Origin of the sequence: Aquibacillus saliphilus (assembly GCF_020404745.1) — a bacterium.
In the GTDB taxonomy this organism is placed as follows: Bacteria; Bacillota; Bacilli; order Bacillales; family Amphibacillaceae; genus Aquibacillus; species Aquibacillus saliphilus.
In genome coordinates this window covers 45,931-63,260 of sequence record NZ_JAIZAP010000019.1, presented here as the reverse complement: position 1 = coordinate 63,260, position 17,330 = coordinate 45,931, and the positions used below count along the sequence as shown (strand labels likewise).

The 17,330-nt window shown below is 38.2% G+C and carries 15 protein-coding genes; 8 read left to right on the top strand and 7 right to left on the bottom strand.

Going from position 1 to position 17,330, the window contains the following annotated elements:
* Positions 1 to 4: 4 nt before the first annotated feature.
* The gene (locus LD272_RS17310; protein ID WP_226037861.1) at positions 5 to 688 is read right to left on the bottom strand and encodes a copper homeostasis protein CutC; all 684 of its coding nucleotides are present in this window, start codon (positions 686 to 688) and stop codon (positions 5 to 7) included.
* Positions 689 to 1,082: 394 nt separating this feature from the next.
* Here LD272_RS17310 and LD272_RS17305 point away from each other — a divergent pair, with 394 nt between their 5' ends.
* From LD272_RS17305 to LD272_RS17290, 4 genes are all read left to right on the top strand, one after another.
* A complete protein-coding gene (locus LD272_RS17305) occupies positions 1,083 to 2,819 on the top strand; it encodes a sensor histidine kinase (protein WP_226037860.1) in 1,737 nt (578 codons plus the stop codon).
* Positions 2,820 to 3,551, top strand: a complete 732-nt coding sequence (locus LD272_RS17300) for a LytR/AlgR family response regulator transcription factor (protein WP_226037859.1) — start codon at positions 2,820 to 2,822, stop codon at positions 3,549 to 3,551. It begins immediately after the preceding gene.
* Positions 3,552 to 3,730: 179 nt separating this feature from the next.
* On the top strand, positions 3,731 to 5,182 hold the full coding sequence (locus LD272_RS17295) for a carbon starvation CstA family protein (RefSeq protein WP_226037858.1): 1,452 nt from the start codon (positions 3,731 to 3,733) through the stop codon (positions 5,180 to 5,182).
* Between the two features lie 463 nt (positions 5,183 to 5,645).
* Positions 5,646 to 6,563: a ketopantoate reductase family protein gene (locus LD272_RS17290; RefSeq protein ID WP_226037857.1), complete on the top strand. Its 918-nt coding sequence runs from the start codon at positions 5,646 to 5,648 to the stop codon at positions 6,561 to 6,563.
* Between the two features lie 180 nt (positions 6,564 to 6,743).
* Here LD272_RS17290 and LD272_RS17285 read toward each other — a convergent pair whose 3' ends face one another.
* From LD272_RS17285 to LD272_RS17270, 4 genes are all read right to left on the bottom strand, one after another.
* Positions 6,744 to 6,920 (bottom strand): hypothetical protein, encoded by a 177-nt coding sequence (locus tag LD272_RS17285; protein ID WP_226037856.1) that lies wholly within the window; start codon positions 6,918 to 6,920, stop codon positions 6,744 to 6,746.
* 617 nt (positions 6,921 to 7,537) lie between these two features.
* Entirely contained in the window at positions 7,538 to 8,566 is a 1,029-nt protein-coding gene (locus LD272_RS17280) for an NADP-dependent oxidoreductase (RefSeq protein ID WP_226037855.1), read from the bottom strand.
* A gap of 162 nt (positions 8,567 to 8,728) precedes the next feature.
* Complete coding sequence (locus tag LD272_RS17275) at positions 8,729 to 9,955, bottom strand: Zn-dependent hydrolase (protein ID WP_226037854.1); 1,227 nt, start codon at positions 9,953 to 9,955, stop codon at positions 8,729 to 8,731.
* A gap of 38 nt (positions 9,956 to 9,993) precedes the next feature.
* Positions 9,994 to 11,073, bottom strand: coding sequence for an AbrB family transcriptional regulator (locus tag LD272_RS17270; RefSeq protein WP_226037853.1), 1,080 nt, complete (start codon positions 11,071 to 11,073; stop codon positions 9,994 to 9,996).
* A 201-nt stretch (positions 11,074 to 11,274) separates the two neighbouring features.
* Here LD272_RS17270 and LD272_RS17265 point away from each other — a divergent pair, with 201 nt between their 5' ends.
* Positions 11,275 to 12,009, top strand: coding sequence for an HAD family hydrolase (locus tag LD272_RS17265; RefSeq protein ID WP_226037852.1), 735 nt, complete (start codon positions 11,275 to 11,277; stop codon positions 12,007 to 12,009).
* Positions 12,010 to 12,053: 44 nt separating this feature from the next.
* Here LD272_RS17265 and trpB read toward each other — a convergent pair whose 3' ends face one another.
* Positions 12,054 to 13,223 (bottom strand): tryptophan synthase subunit beta, encoded by a 1,170-nt coding sequence (trpB, locus tag LD272_RS17260; RefSeq protein WP_226037851.1) that lies wholly within the window; start codon positions 13,221 to 13,223, stop codon positions 12,054 to 12,056.
* A 264-nt stretch (positions 13,224 to 13,487) separates the two neighbouring features.
* Here trpB and LD272_RS17255 point away from each other — a divergent pair, with 264 nt between their 5' ends.
* The 3 genes from LD272_RS17255 to LD272_RS17245 are packed head-to-tail and all read left to right on the top strand — an operon-like array spanning position 13,488 to position 16,066.
* Positions 13,488 to 14,276 carry an ABC transporter ATP-binding protein gene (locus LD272_RS17255; protein ID WP_226037850.1) on the top strand — a complete coding sequence of 263 codons (789 nt, stop codon included), beginning with the start codon at positions 13,488 to 13,490 and terminating at the stop codon, positions 14,274 to 14,276.
* A complete protein-coding gene (locus LD272_RS17250) occupies positions 14,260 to 15,009 on the top strand; it encodes an ABC transporter permease (protein ID WP_226037849.1) in 750 nt (249 codons plus the stop codon). Before LD272_RS17255 ends, LD272_RS17250 begins: the two co-directional genes overlap by 17 nt.
* 55 nt (positions 15,010 to 15,064) lie before the next feature.
* Positions 15,065 to 16,066, top strand: coding sequence for an aliphatic sulfonate ABC transporter substrate-binding protein (locus LD272_RS17245; protein ID WP_226037848.1), 1,002 nt, complete (start codon positions 15,065 to 15,067; stop codon positions 16,064 to 16,066).
* A 99-nt stretch (positions 16,067 to 16,165) separates the two neighbouring features.
* Here the strand turns inward: LD272_RS17245 and LD272_RS17240 are convergent, their stop codons facing one another.
* Complete coding sequence (locus LD272_RS17240) at positions 16,166 to 17,185, bottom strand: YeiH family protein (protein WP_226037847.1); 1,020 nt, start codon at positions 17,183 to 17,185, stop codon at positions 16,166 to 16,168.
* Between the last annotated feature and the right edge of the window lie 145 nt (positions 17,186 to 17,330).

Below are 17,330 nucleotides of genomic sequence, written 5' to 3'. Positions count from 1 at the left end.
GCCTCTAAAATTGTCTTAGCTTTACAAATGCTTGTTCATCAAATTCATTTGCAAATGACTGTTCTTTTCTCATTGCTGTCCCAAAATGATACTGCCTTGCGTTTACTATTTGATGAACAGACTCGAAATTGGATGGCGTTAACCCAGAACCCGGCATAATTTCAGGTCCGTTTGTTTGTTCTGCAAGCTTAACCAATTCGCTTAACTGATATTTACCAGTTTCGCAATTACTCTTCCCGCCTGAGGTTAAGACTCGTTTTACGTTTTTCTTATATTTCAATAAAGTAGCATAAGCATCGGTTTGTGACGGTACTTCATCAAACGCACGGTGGAAGGTTATATCAAGACGTGAAGATAGACTAACTAGTTTAGATAGTGTCTCTTCATCGACCGTATTGTCTTGATTAAGTGCTCCAAAAACAATTCGATTACCTCCAAGGTCCAGGATTTTTTTGATATCTTCTAAAATAATTTCCGAATCAGCTTTACTATATAGATAATGATAGCTATGTGGGCGAATCATTACTTGAACTGGTATTGTTACTTTAGACAGAACTTGTTTAATTGTGCCGTAACTTGGTGTTAATCCGCCTTCTGTTATTGCTGACACTAACTCAAGTCTGTCAGCACCTAGTTTCTCTGCTTTAATCGCCTCATCATGATTTTGAACAATTACCTCTATTAACATAGTTATTTCCTTTCCTTATTGTCGGTATGATTAATTGACATCATGCCTTTACATCATTCATTTATTTATTTATGATTATACATTTGATTCTATTATTTCTCTATCGACACCTTCATGTTATCAAGTTACAAAAGGGTGTAAATCAATTATACTAATAAGAAAAGCGCAAGCGCCTTGGTCACCCTAGGGCAATAAGTCGAGCCTCTATGTGGTGCTTTTTGCCACAAAGAGGATTGACTTAAGACCTCAGGCGGGATAGGCGCTGGAGCTAGACATCGAAACGCAAAACTTTATACTTTCTTACCTTCGAACAAAATAAGAACAAACACTAACTAATTGTTAATAATTAAATCTTACTTTAATCCAAATGTACAACCCAAAAAGGAGAATTTCCATGTTTGACTTACTATTGACTATGTTGGAGCGACTTGGAATTATTGTCACGATTGCATTTGTTCTGACGCGCTTTCGATTTTTCCAAGATATGATTTATCAGGATAAGTTACGTCATTCTCAACAGCTTTGGGCAATTTTATTTTTTGGCGTCTTTGGTATTATCGGAACATATTTAGGATTAACACTTAACACCGAAACATCAGACCTTTACCGTGGAGTTACCGATCTAACCTCTGATGAAGCAATCGCTAACTCTAGGGTGATTGGGGTTGTAATCGCGGGCCTTTTGGGTGGATATAAAATGGGGATTGGGGCCGGTTTAATAGCTGGTATCCATCGGTTTACTCTTGGTGGTTTTACCGGGTTTTCTTGTGGTTTAGCAGCGATAATTACCGGTATCCTGGCCGGTGCCTTTCACAAAAAAAACAAACAGATGAACCTTTTCTTAGCATTTTCTGTTGGGGCACTTGCTGAAGCCATTCAAATGCTGTTAATTCTAATCCTGTCTAAACCTTTCGAACAATCGTTGACACTTGTAGAAGAAATTGGCATGCCAATGATCATCGCAAATGGAATTGGTTCAGCACTTTTTATGCTTATTATTAAAAATGTTTTAAATGAAAAAGAAAAAGCCGGCGCACTTCAAGCACAAAAAGCGTTGCGAATTGCTGACCAAACCCTCGCATATCTCCGGCAAGGAATCACGAATCAATCAGCACTTAACGTTTGCCATATTTTATTCAGCGAATTAAAACCGAGCGCTGTTGCGATTACAAATAAAACGAATATCCTAGCTCACGTTGGACTTGCTGATAACCATCACCAAGCAAATAGCCCATTACAAACGAACATTACTAGGGAAGTTATTAAACATGGAAAGATGATTGTAGCAAATAATGAATCAATCCATTGCATCAATCAAAACTGCCCTCTAAAAGCAGCAGTTATTGCTCCACTAAAACAGAGAGGGGAACCAATCGGAACCATTAAGTTTTATTTTACAACAGAAAAGGAAATTTCAAATGTGATTAGAGAAGTGATCTCAGGACTGAGTGTTTTGTTAAGCAATCAGTTAGAAGTTGCCGAGGCTGATCGTGCCTATCAATTAGCAAAAGAAGCAGAAATAAAAGGATTACAAGCGCAAATTAGTCCACATTTTCTCTTTAATTCATTGAATACGATTGTTTCATTGATAAGAATTGAACCAATAAAAGCCCGTAAACTGTTAATTTCATTATCCCATTTCTTACGTCAAAATTTAGTAGGGACACAGGCCTTAAAGATATCTCTCGAACAAGAACTAAATCATGTCAAAGCCTATTTGGCAATTGAAGAAGCTCGCTTTGTTGATAAACTAACTGTCCATTACGATATTGATGACAAATTTTTATTTAAAATGGTTCCTCCGCTCACCTTACAGCCCTTGGTGGAAAACGCCGTTAAACATGGCATAAAGGACAAAGAACAAGATTGTATTATCAAAATTTCTATCCAGGAAAAACAAGGAAAAGTTGAAATTAAGGTGGAAGATAACGGCGTTGGAATAAGCCCACACTTGTTAACAGAATTAGGGTCGAAACAAATCGACTCTCAAACTGGAACTGGGATAGCATTATATAATGTTAACCGTCGATTATCTATCATGTTTGGCCAGGAAGCAGAATTAAAAATAAAAAGTGAAATCTCAACAGGGACAGAGATAACTTTTCTCATTCCTAAAATGGAGGAGATATAAATGGTTGAAATCCGAGCGTTAGTTGTAGATGACGAGCGGTATGCCCGTGATGAATTAAAGCATTTATTGAACGAATTCCCTTCTATCCAAGTGATCGGTGAAGCCGACTCAGGTGATGAAGCGATCCTAACCGCATTAAAAAAACAACCAGATGTCGTTTTTCTTGATGTCGAAATGCCTAAGATGAACGGAATGGAGACCGCCAAATCATTACTTGAACTTAAAAAAACTCCATTAATCGTGTTCGCTACCGCATATCCTCAGTTTGCTGTGGAAGCATTTCGTTATCAAGCAATTGATTACTTATTAAAACCTTATGATGAAGAACAGCTTCAACAGACAATTGACCGATTAGAAAAACGTTTCCTTTCTTCACCGGGCTCTTCCACTTCTAATCCATTAGCAAAGCTTGCTGTTGAAGTGGAAGGAGAAATCATCTACATCCTACCGAGCGATATTCTGTACATGTATCGCGAAGAAAAAGTTTCAAAAATCATCACTAAAACAAAAACATTTGATATTCATATCCCTTTAAAAGAATTAGAAAGACGCTTAACCTCCTCCTATTCATTTTTCAGGATACATAAGAGCTATTTAGTCAACTTAGATTATGTGTCTAAACTCAGTCCATGGTTTAATGGTGCCTATCAGTTAGAATTAAAAGGAAGCAATGACAAGCTTTCTGTCAGTAGAAATTATGTGAAATCATTGCGACGAGTTCTCGAATTATAATTTTTCATGTGAAAGAAACAGTTAATATTGTAAATGCTTTCAAAATTAAGTATGTTAATCATCCAAATAAGCATCTTACACCTCAAAATTGACATGTTAATCTAAAAGTCACATTTTCGCCACAATAGATTATATAATTTATGTACACGCTTACAAAAAAGTACTTGAGGAGGATTAAGATGATAACATTTTTGGTTGGCATTGTATTATTAATTGTTGGTTACTTCACGTATGGAAAGTTTGTAGAGAAAATGTTTGGAGTTAACGAGAAAAGATCAACTCCTGCTTTTACACATGACGACGGTGTTGATTACTTACCGATGAATACGACTAAAAATTCATTAATCCAGTTGCTAAATATTGCTGGAGTAGGACCGATTTTCGGACCAATTATGGGAGCGCTTTATGGTCCGGTTGCATTTTTATGGATTGTGTTTGGTTGTATCTTTGCAGGTGCTGTTCACGACTATTTAACAGGGATGATTTCCATCCGTAATCGCGGAGCACACCTCCCTGAACTAGCTGGAAAGTTTTTAGGAAAAGTGATGAAGCATGTAGTAAATGCTTTTGCTGTCCTGCTTCTTTTACTAGTTGGTACCGTGTTTGTGACAGCTCCTGCTGGATTACTTCATAGCCTAATGAACGGTTGGGTAACAATGGGGCTCATTCTTGCAGCAATTTTTATTTACTATACGCTCGCTACTCTACTTCCGATTGATAAGATTATCGGACGATTTTACCCTATTTTTGGTGCTTTATTATTAATAAGCGCTTTGGGAGTTGGAGCTGGTTTAGTTATTACAGGAGCACCGATTCCAGAAGTATCTTTCTCAAATTTCCATCCCGATAATGCACCTATCTTTCCGCTATTATTCTTGACGATTTCTTGTGGTGCTTTGTCAGGGTTTCACGCAACACAAACACCAATTATCTCTCGAACGACTCAAAGCGAAAAGCACGGTCGTAAAATTTTCTACGGAATGATGATTGCTGAAGGAATTATTGCGATGATTTGGGCTGCAGCTGCAATGAGTCTATTTAACGGACCAGTCGGCCTAAATGAATTACTTGCAAGTGGCGGTCCTGCAGCGATTGTAAGTGAAGCATCTACCTTAATGCTTGGGGCAATTGGTGGTACACTTGCCATCTTAGGAGTAATAATATTACCAATCACATCAGGTGATACTGCTTTTCGTAGTGCTCGCATGATCATAGCTGATTACTTCAAATTCTCTCAGAAAAAAGTTTTAAATCGATTATGGATTTCTCTTCCATTATTTGCACTGTCATTTGCATTAACAAAAATTGATTTCACATTATTATGGCGCTATTTCTCCTGGGCAAACCAGTCAACTGCTGTAATCGCACTATTTGTTGGAGCCATGTATTTATATATAGCCAAGAAGAATTATTGGGTGCCTCTGATCCCAGGGATGTTTATGTTGATGGCAACTACTACGTATATTCTAAATGCACCAATTGGCTTCAGGTTATCTTTAAGTACATCTTATCTAGGCGCGTCAATTATAACTGTAATTCTTGTTGCACTCTTTTTCCACGCTGCGAAAAAAGCAAGGAATAATAAGATTCCTCTTGAAGACGATGTATCAGGTTGGGACAATGTAGCATAACAGTGAACTTCAACCTTTGTTAAATTTGCGTAGAGATTAAACAAGATTTAAGATTGAGACTAAGGTTACTCATCAACCCAGATTTATTCTCACTCGGCGGTACGGAATGCGCACTCAACCTGGATTTTTTCTCACTCGGAGGCACGAAATGCGCGTTCTACCCGAGTTTATTCTCACCCGGCGGTACGGAATGCGCACTCAACCCGAGTTTATTCTCACTCAGCGCTACTGAATGCGCACTCAACCTGGATTAATTCTCACTCAGCGCTACTGAATGCGCACTCAACCCAGATTTATTCTCACTCGGCGGTACGGAATGCGCGCTCAACCTGGATTTTTTCTCACTCAGCGGCAATCGATTCAATCAGAGTGGAAGGTTACGTCGCATTTTCTATCAATAGCAACTACGCTGCGAAAAGAGTCTTTTTTTTAAACTAAAGTTTGTGCTAAATGAGGTGAATATATGAAAATATTAATCGTTGGAGCAGGTGCTGTCGGAAGTTATTTTGGAGCACGATTACAAGAAAAGGGCGAAGATGTGACCTTTCTTGTTCGTGAAAAGAAAAAAGAAATTTTAGACCAAAAAGGGTTAGTAATAGAAAGTGTACACGGAGATATCCAGTGCAAGCCAACAACAATTCGTGCAGGCATGAACCCTGAACCTTACGATGTTATCATTTTAACGACAAAGGCTTACCATATTCATGATGCGATAACGGACATTAAGCCTTATGTTGGTGAGAGTACAATGATTTTGCCACTTCTAAATGGAATTTCACATGTAAATCTTCTAACCAATTCCTTTAGCGATCATAATGTTATTGGCGGCCTTTGTTTTATCGAGTCTACATTAGCTCCAAATGGACATACTGTTCAATCAAGTCCGATTCACGAACTAGTCTTTGGAGAAAGAAGTGGTGAAAAAACAACTCGAATTCTCCAATTACAAAAAGCTTTCAGTGATACAAAAGCCGAATTTCGTTTATCAGAAAACATTGAACAGGATATGTGGCAAAAATATTTATTCATTACAACTTTATCTGGCGTAACTTCTCTGTTCAGGTCTCCAATCGGACCAATCCTTACAAGTGAACATGGTACCGAAACCATAAAGCAAGTACTCTTTGAAACAGCTACCATCATGAGAAATTTACACGCACCAATTCTATCAGATATTGAAAAGATACAATTCGATAAGATAAAACAAATGGATTTCACAATGAAATCCTCCTTACAAAGAGATATGGAGAAAACCCAAGCAATCGAAGCAGATCATTTATACGGATATTTGATAGAAGCAGCCAAACAACATAGCATCGATACTCCAATCTTATCTATGATTTATGCTAATTTAAAAATATATGAATCGATAATCTCTTAATTGATTCCAAGCAAATTTGAATCTCAAAAAGGAACAAAGGCGTAGTGCCAATTTGGACACTACGCCTTTGTTCTTTCTTTATTATAAATACAGTTTTCATTAATTTTTCCAAAAAAATTCTTGTCACCATAGAACAATTTGCTAATTGAAATAATAATTGAACAGGTACTCTGCGCACATTTAACTAGATTTTATCTTGTTAAGAAGTTTAATTTTCCCCGTTCCACCACAGGTTGGGCAAGCGTATTCACCCTCACCATCACACCTGGTACACTGATGAATCCCATAATCAATCCCTTCCCCTGCGCAGTTCTTACATTTAATTAAGCTTTCACCATTACAATCCTTACACTTCATTTAATTGCCCTCCTAGTTAATTTATTTTAGGAGCTAAAAGATAAGTGTGCTTGCTGGAATGCCAAATTTGAAGTAAGTACTTGCTCTGGAGTAAAGAATCAGGGAATCAGTATAAGTATCACTAAGGCCCTTACCGATCTGGCAAAGTGGAATGAACTTACACATACTGCACACCTAAGTTTTTATCAAACACCGGGTCAGCACTTCTTGTGAATTTTATAACCTTTAGTTCGTGTTGTCTGACAAACTATGCTGACTGCACTCGGATGTTTAATTTAACAAAGGGGAGTTAACTTAATAAACTAGCTAATTCCGGCTTTTGTGCCCCTATTAATATATATTAATTATATACTATATAATTACCCGGATTGGTTACAAACAAATTAAATATTGATTACACAAATGTTGCGCTGATTTGTTCACCTTTAAAATTCAGTAACTAGTCATAACAGATATTTTAAAATCAAAATTGCTCTTTATCAATAAAAAAATGACTACAAATTATAAAATAATTTGGTAGCCATTTTAATGTTAAGTAACAGAATCGGTTACCTATACGTTTTCTTCTACTAGTTACAGTATTAAAGTTTTTAGACTTAATTCGATGCCTGAATTACTTATAACTTCACGAATTCAGGGTCAGCCACTTTCACTAACTGCTTGCCCATGTTCGTTCCTTTGAATAATCCAAAGAAGGCATCAGGCGTATTTTCAAAACCCTCTACAATCGTTTCTTGATATTTAAGTTTGCCTTCTTGCAACCATTTTCCAAGTTCTAAAGCACCCGTTTGGAAATCTGCAGCGTAGTCACCAAGGGTAAATCCTTTCATCATCGAGCTTGTCTTGATAAATTTCCATTGCATTCTGGGACCGACATCTTCCCCCTCCGTATTATAAGAAGAAATGCTTCCGCATAATGAAATCCGCGCTTGATTATTCAGCTGTTGGATCACAGCATCCGATACATCTCCGCCAACATTATCAAAATAGACGTCGACGCCATCAGGTAAAGCCTTCTTCAAGTCTTCTTGGAAGCTTTCCTTTTTATAATTGACTGCCGCGTCAAAGCCGAGCTCTTTAATTAGATAGTCGACTTTTTGATCAGAACCTGCGATGCCAACAGCTTTTGCACCTTTAATTTTTGCAATTTGGCCTACGATTGAACCAACTGCACCAGCAGCACCCGAAACGACAACTGTTTCACCAACTTGCGGTTTACCGATATCTAACAATCCGAAGTAAGCCGTCAAGCCAGTTAAACCGAGCACACCCAAACGTGTGGTGATAGGTGCAATCGTTGGATCGACCTTCTGCAATTTCTTCTCGTTTGCTACATTATATTCAGCCCAGTTGAGGTTTCCATTTACGATATCCCCTTGTTTAAATAAAGTGGAATTAGAGTCAACCACCTCGGCAAGCACACCACCAGTGATTACTTTATTCAGTTCAAAAGGGGCGATATAGGATTTAACATCTCTCATTCGGCCACGCATATAAGGATCGACTGAAAGGTAAAGCGTTCGTAGTAAAACTTCATCTTCGTTTGGTGCAGGAACCTCTGTCTCGACAAATTTAAAGTCGTCGTTTGAAGGCATGCCTTCTGGCCGATTGACCAAGTGAATTTCTTTTTGAGTTTTAGCTATCATTTAAATTCCTCCTTACATTCTATTCAGGTGAGAAGCGTACCACCAAAAATGTCTACTGGTCAAAGAAACAAGCTTTGCTATTTAACAGTTGCCTGACTTCCTTTGACTTATAAATAGCTAGCTCTCATCTTGGAACCACGTATAATTTTGGAAACTACCTAGCTATGCTAAGTTTAGAACAGTATCATAAAGAACTTGCGCTCCCATCGAAACATCCTCTTTGTCAGCCCACTCCTCCGGTCTATGACTAATGCCATCCTTGGTCCGTAAAAAAATCATTCCAGTTTCAGTAAATGTAGCCATTACCATCGCATCATGACCTGCACCACTTGGAAGCTCAATCACTTCCAAACCTTGCTTTTCTATCGATGTATTTATCTCTTCCTTAATTTCATTAGAGCAAGAAACTCCTGATAACTTGTGCAGTTCTTCAATCGTATAAGTTATTCCCCGTTTAGAACAAATACTGTCTACACCACTACTAATACCAACTAATAACTGTTCAAGTAGTTCATCAGAAAGGTCACGCAAATCAATAGTGAACTCAACATCGCTAGGTATGATGTTTACTCCACCTGGATTAACAGATAGTTGCCCGACTGTTGCAACAGTTCCTTCTTGTACCTTGGCGAGATTTTCTACAACAGTTATCATTTCTGCTGCTGCAGCCAGAGGATCACGTCTTAGTGGCATTGGCGTTGTACCTGCATGCCCTGCCTCACCCTGCAATTTCACTCTCAACCATCTAACACCAACAATACCTGTTACCGAACCAACTGCAACGCTGTTAGACTCTAGTATTTTTCCTTGCTCAATATGGACTTCTAAGAAACATTTGATCGATTCAGGCTCTACCTTTACAGTTTCTAATTTATTCGGACTATATCCTTGACTAGTCATCGCTTCTGCAATCGAAATACCCTGTTTATCAAAGTTGTTCGTTAGATCGTCACTAGTAAGTTGACCGGTAAATGCCTTACTGCCAATCATTCCAGTCGAAAAGCGCGTTCCTTCCTCATCGGTAAAGGCAACAACCTCAACCGAGTTTTCAGTTGTTAGACCCTTTTCCCGTAACGTTTGCAATACTTCAATTCCGATTAGTACACCTAAAGCCCCGTCAAACATTCCTCCGTTTAATACGGTATCAACATGCGAGCCAATTAATACTGTTTTAGCGTTAGGATTATTACCTGGCAATTTTCCAAATAAATTGCCAATTTCATCTTCACGAATCTGCAAGCCCGCATCAATCATATACTTCCTTACTAACTGTTTCGCTGCTCTCTCCTCATCTGTGAACGATAATCTTGTTAGTCCTCCGTTTACGTCGACACCTACTCGACCTAATTCGTTTATTCGATTCCATAATCGTTGTTCATTTATATCCACTATAGTTGCCTCCCTTTAAAATGCATGCATAAAATTAGTTAGTTATCTGTTTCCTTATCTTTCCTTTTATCAATCTTTGGTAATAAAACTTTCAAACCAAATGGTAATACTAGTACAATCATCAGCATTCGAATCATTTGCAAGGAACCGACAATCGACGGATCACCACCGACACTTTCTGCAGTTAATGCCATTTCAATCAATCCACCTGGCGCAAGACTTAATATTGCTGTTACAAGGTCAACCGGCGTGATCAAGCTAAATAGATAGCCTAACCCAAACGATATGGCGATAAGAATAATCGTTAACGCAAAGTAATAGCCACAGTATCTCCCCGCTTTTACTATATCTTTTAATGAAACTGAAAATCCTAGATAAATACCTATCGATAGCTGTGCAAATATAAAGAAATAATTTGGCAAATGATAGAGCGGATAATCGATTATTTGAAAGCTGGCTACAATAAGCATTGGAATGATAACAAAAGCTGCCGGTATTCTTTCTTGAAGTAGTAATCCAAGTCCATAGACAAAAGCTAAAATAACGATTGTCCATAAAGGCCCCTGTGTTGCACTGTCTCCAGTTAATAATCCAATAGTTGTATCTGTATTACTAGAAGTGAACAAATGAGTTGCTAAAAATGGAATGATAAATAATACCGTCATTAACCGGATGGTGTGAAAAATTGTCACTAGTGCTGTGTTTGCATTTACAGATCCACTTAAGGCAATAATCACACTCAAACCACCCGGTACACTTCCTAGCATACTAGTCGGGACATCAACCTTGATCCACTTGGTTAGTAAATAGCCATTATATAAGCTAATAGCAATCAAAACTATCGTCAGTAAACTATATGGCAAAAGGTATGGTAAAACAAGATCAATTGTTGCCGCAGTAAACGTTCCACCGATTTGAATACCTGTAATTGAAAAGGCAAAGTTGCGAAGATTTAATGAAGATTCTCCCTTAAAGTTAAAAAAAGTTTTAGAAAGAAGAATTGCGAGTAACGGACCCAATATCCAAGGTATCGGCAAATGAATAAACGTAAATAATAGCCCACCAATTAAACCGGTTATGTATGAAATAGCAATCCGCATTGTATGAGTTAATTCCATATCTCGCCTTCTCTCATAAAGTGAAAATTCTTAACATATCTATTAATAGAATAACAGACCATTAGATAGGATTCCACAAGCTCTCAACCGCTTGTACTTAACTCGCACTTAAATGTTACCTATAATAGTACTTTTCTCCTGGGCTTACTAAAAATGAAATGTTAAGATATAGAAGGTAATTTCCTTAAGGAGGAATACACAATGGATACAATCATTTTTGATGTAGATGATACTTTATATGATCAAACTTTACCTTTTAAACTAGCATTTAAGAAAATGTTTACTGACAAATTCTCAGATGAAGAAATAGAAAAAATATACATAGCAAGTCGAAAATATAGCGATGCGTTATTTGATAAAAGTGAAAGAAGAGAGATATCATTACTAGATTTACAGACGTACCGGATAACGGCTGCTTGTAATGAATTTGATATTGCCATTAGCTACAATGAAGCAGTTGCCTTCCAGGATGCCTATTTAAAAGAGCAGCAAAAAATTACGTTATACGATGAAATGAAAGAGTTAATAGAAGCACTTTATCTTGAAAACAAACAACTGGCCGTCTTAACAAATGGTGAAACGCCGCATCAGTCGATGAAAATAAACCAGCTAAATTTAGCAAGATGGGTTCCAGAACAACACCTATTTATTTCCGGGGCAATTGGATATGCAAAACCAAAACAAGAAGCATTTCAAATCATCGAACAAAAACTAAAGCTAGACAAGAATAAAACAGTTTATATCGGTGACTCATTTGATAATGATATCGTCGGCGCAAAACAAGCCGGATGGCATGCGATCTGGATGAACCATCGAAAGAGAAAGATGCCGATAAATACCGTCAAGCCCGACAAAATAGTAGCCAATCCGAAACAACTGCTAGATTTTTTTCGAAACGAATTGTTAACAACCAGTAATCCCAAGGTTAAGAGCTAAAAATAATTAGGGTAGCGCATCCTACTGACACGCTACCCTTTACTTTATTCTTTTAACATTTGAAAAACCTGATCAACATCTTTATCCCCTCTACCAGAAAGATTGACAATAATAACATCATCCTTAGCTAGAGTTTTAGCAAGATTAATCGCATGTGCAATTGCATGCGAGCTTTCAAGCGCCGGAATAATCCCTTCAACTCTAGAAAGCTCTTGGAATGCCTCTAGCGACTCTTCCCCCGTTACCGCAACATACTCAGCTCTACCAATTGTTTTCAAATGACTATGTTCAGGGCCAACACCAGGATAATCAAGACCCGCTGCAATCGAATTAGTCGGTTGTGGTTCGCCATGTTCATCAAGCAATGTTAAACATCTAAACCCATGTATGACAGCCGGAACACCTTCAGACATAGTTGCCGCCTCAGCCGGTTCAACACCAATTAAACGGACATCTGTTTCTTCTATATAATGTGCGAACGCGCCAATTGCATTACTTCCCCCGCCAACACATGCAACAACCGCTGTCGGTAGCTTTCCTTCTTTGTCGATAATTTGACGCTTTGATTCTTCACTAATAACCGATTGGAAATGCTTCACCATCGTTGGAAATGGGTGCGGACCAACTGCGGACCCTAGCAAGTAAAAGGTATTCTCGAAGTTTTCTACTAAATCATTTAGTGCGGCATCTACAGCATCCTTCAATCGTCCCTGACCCTTGTCGACTGACACTACCTCTGCGCCTAATAATTCCATTCGAAATACGTTCAAGGCTTGTCTTTTGATATCAACTTTACCCATATAAATGATGCATTCCATCCCAAACATCGCACATGCTGTTGCTGTTGCAACCCCGTGCTGACCCGCACCAGTCTCAGCGATAACCCGCTTTACACCCATTCGTTTCGCTAACAGAATTTGACCAATGACGTTATTAATCTTATGTGCACCTGTATGATTTAAATCTTCACGTTTCAGATAAATTTTTGCGCCACCTACTTTGTCTGTAAGGTTTTTCGCAAAAGTTAATGGGTTTTCACGTCCGACATATTCCTTCAAATAATACCGAAACTCTTCATTGAAGTCCGGATCATCTCGGTACTTTTCAAATTCTTCAGCAAGAACTGCCAATACTTTTTTTAAATCCTCAGGAAGATAACTTCCACCAAATTCACCAAACATACCTGTCTCTGCTACACTATTTTCATTATTCATACCTAAGCTCAGCTCCTTTTATAACATCTCTATCATGTTTAGTTACTATTTTACCATTCTAGATAGATTTTCGAAATAATTATTTGAAATGTCTGACAATATTTACTCAGAACAAGTAAAACGTGCTGCTTGTTCTAAATCACTTCATTCCTTCTAAACTGCCTAAATTCAGAATATACTGTTGACAGCTACTGGCCATTTATTATAAGGTTATATTTAATTCCGATTAAATCGGTGTGAATTATAAGATTAGGTGTGATACTGTTGTTTATCTCAATAAATCAATTAAATAAGCACTTTTTAGATAAAAATCAACATGCTTCAATTGTACTAAAAGATATTGATTTACAGATTGAAAAAGGTGAATTCGTATCGATTTTAGGCCCTTCAGGCTGCGGAAAATCGACCTTATTATCGATTGTAGCAGGATTAACAGAAGCGACAGGCGGAGAGATCTTGGTTGACGGGAAAGAGGTTAAAAAGCCCGGAAAAGACCGAGGAATGGTCTTTCAAGAAGCAGCATTATTTCCTTGGATCAATGTCTTAGAAAATGTCATGTTCCCATTGAAAAAGGAAATGTCAAAAAAACAAGCGAACGAACAAGCAAAAACCTATTTAAAAATGGTGCAATTAACGAACTATTTGGACCATTATCCACATGAACTTTCCGGCGGTATGCAACAGCGGGTTGCGATTGCCAGAGCACTAGCAATGGACCCTGAGATATTACTAATGGATGAACCTTTTGGCGCTTTAGATGAACAAACGAGAACTCGATTACATCGTCAACTAGAGGACATTTGGATCGAAACGAAAAAAACAGTTCTTTTTGTCACCCACAGCATCTCTGAATCTATTAAACTATCCGACCGAATTATCGTTATGGGGACACAGCCTGGCACCGTATTAACTGATATTAAAATCGATCTACCACGCCCAAGAGATCACCATAAGGAAGAAATGCTGAAAATTGAAGACCATATCATGAGCTATCTCAAGAAAGAAATCGACAAAGTAGTTAGTGAGGAATTAAATCATGAAACCAATTTATAAACGCCTAATCTTTTTTGCAATTCTTCTAGGCATATGGGAATTAGGAGGGCAAATAGGTCTGTGGGCAGAAATCATTCTTCCTCCACCTACCAAAGTATTTACATCTCTTTATGTCGGTATCACTGATATGACATTAGTTTATGACCTAATCGCAAGTTTCAGACGATTAATCATCGGCTTAGTGATTGCGTTAGTAATCGGTACCAGTATTGGTGTATTAATAGCAAAATCCAAAACAGCCGACGATACAATTGGTTCCATGCTGCTAGCCTTTCAAAGTGTGCCAAGTATTGTTTGGTTACCACTTGCAATTATGTGGTTTGGCTTAAATGAACAGGCTGTAATTTTCGTAGTTATTTTAGGTGGAACGTTTGTCATGGCAATAAATGTTCGCACCGGGATAAAGAATGTTTCCCCTCTTTATATCAAAGCTGCCCAAACAATGGGCTCAAGTGGTATCGACTTATTCATTCGAGTTATCTTCCCGGCATCTATTCCACACCTAGTAACAGGATCTAGACTGGCCTGGGCATTCGCATGGAGAGCATTAATCGCCGGTGAATTATTAACAACCGGACCTGGACTCGGTTACACATTAAGCTATGCTTCAGATTTCGGTAACATGAGCTTAGTGATTGGCGTCATGATTATCATAGGCGTTATCGGGGCTTTTGTTGACCAACTAATTTTCCAACGAATTGAGAAGTCAGTTGCAAGACGATGGGGACTTTAAATTTGATATATGCTCTTACTAACGAGAGTTAATTTTTATTAGGGGGTTTTTACGAATGAAAAAAGGAATTTTATTTTTCAGTATGATACTAGCTTTAACAGCACTTTTAGCTGGATGCGGAAGCTCTTCTTCTACCAATGCAGAAGGTGTCGTTGAAAAAGTTACCATTGGTTATTTCCCAAACATTAATCACGTCCCAGCAATGGTCGCTAAAGCAGAAGGCTATTACCAGGACCAACTAGGTGACGATGTTGAAATTGAATATAAGACATTCCCTGATGGCTCAGCCTTCATGACAGCCCTAAAAACTGGTGAAATTGAAGCTGGTTTAGTAGGACCAGGTCCTGCAATGAACAACTATACAACTGGAACAGATGTTAACATTATCGCTGGTGGATCGACTGGCGGAACGGTAATCTTAGCACGAGAAGGTAGTGGCATTGAAACAGCAGAAGATTTAGAAGGAAAAACATTTGTTACACCACGAGTTGGGTGCACACACAACGTTCAATTTGAAACATACATGAAAGAAGAACTTGGCATGACGTCAGAACGTATTAACGGGACAATGATACACACAACTGGTCCTCCCGCTCAATACCAAGCAATGTTCGAAACTGGAAAAGTTGATGTTGCTGTAGCACCAGAACCATGGGCATCGGTTCTACAACAAGAAACAGGCGCAAAAGTAATTATCGATTCAACCGAAATCTCATGGGGTACAACATTACCTGCCTCTGTGTTAGTAGCATCAGGTGAAATGATTGATTCCAATCCAGAAACAATACAAAAAATCGTTAATGCACACAAAGATGCAACTAACTTTATCGCAGACAACCCAGAAGAAGCAAAAACAATCACAATCAACGATATTAAAGAAGAAACAGGTCAAGAATTAAGCAAAGAAGTAATTGATGGCTCATGGGAAAACATTGGCTTCACATACGAAGTTAACGAAGATGCAGTCCAATCATTTGGCGACTCATCCTATGACCTTAAATTCCTAAAAGAAGAACCCGACTTCTCCGACTTAATCGACACTCAATTTATCGACTAATGAAAAAGGTGCCAGCTTCACTTGAAGCTGGCACCTTTTTTTCTATAGTGAGCATAGCTCGCTCGTGAACGCTCATTCCCTGAGCCTAGACGCTCATCACTAAACCATAATGAGAAGTGAACCAAGTCCAACCAATAAAATGGAACCTATTACTCCTACAACGACTGCTTTCATTCCTACTTTTTTAAAGTCTGCAAAGTTAATACTTAGTCCTAGTCCAGCCATTGCCATCGATAATAATAAGATGCTGACAGCAATGAGAAAATCAATTAAACGATCAGGTAAGATTCCTGTTGAATTTACCATGCTCATTGCCAGAAAGCCAAAAATGAACCATGGAATCGGCAAATTCTTCAGCTCTCGTTTGCCCTTGTTTTCTTTGGAGCGATTCTTGTAAGCAAAGATACTACCTAAAATAATTGCGACTGGAATTAATAATGCGACACGACCCATTTTAACTAGAATTGCCATCTCACTACTTACATCGCCACCAGGAAGTGCTGCCGCAACAACGTGCGCCAATTCATGAAGTGTAGCACCAACAAGAACGCCATAGTTATAGGAGTCTAAATCGAACACTGCAAACAAAATCGAATAAAAAATAGTACCGATTGTGCCAAGGATAGCAATAAAAGCAACAGCAATCGCCACGTGTTCTTTCTTCGCTTTAATTAAAGGTGCTACAGCTACAATTGCAGCAGCCCCACATACAGCTGTTCCAACTGCGAGTAAGGCAGCAAATTTTTCATCAACAGCAAACCATTTCCCGAGTAAAACCATGACAATTAGCGTAAATCCGACAACGACTACATCAATCAAAACAATCGATGTACCAGCTGAAATAATCTGATCGAGATTAAGCCTTAGCCCCATTAACACAATTCCTGCACGAAGCAGGATCTTTGAGCTGAAATTCACCCCATCAGTTAAATCTTTTCGAACACCGATAACGCTTTTCCAACCAACCCCAAGAAAGATTGAAATAATCATGACACCCATGATTGAAAGAAATGGCAGCCTTGCGATAAATCCAGCAAGGAAAGCTAATACTAATGTTAACAGGACTCCACGCGCAAAACCCGTATTCTTAAAAAGATTATTCTCCCTTAATTCTGACACAGTAAATCCCCCAAGTTCGGTATACGACAAAATAGATGTAATCTAACTAACGATATAGTAAATTTAATAATAAGTAAAATGAATTCTATTCATAATCATGGTAAGATTCACTTAGATAGAAGGTTATCATGGACAGCAATTCTTT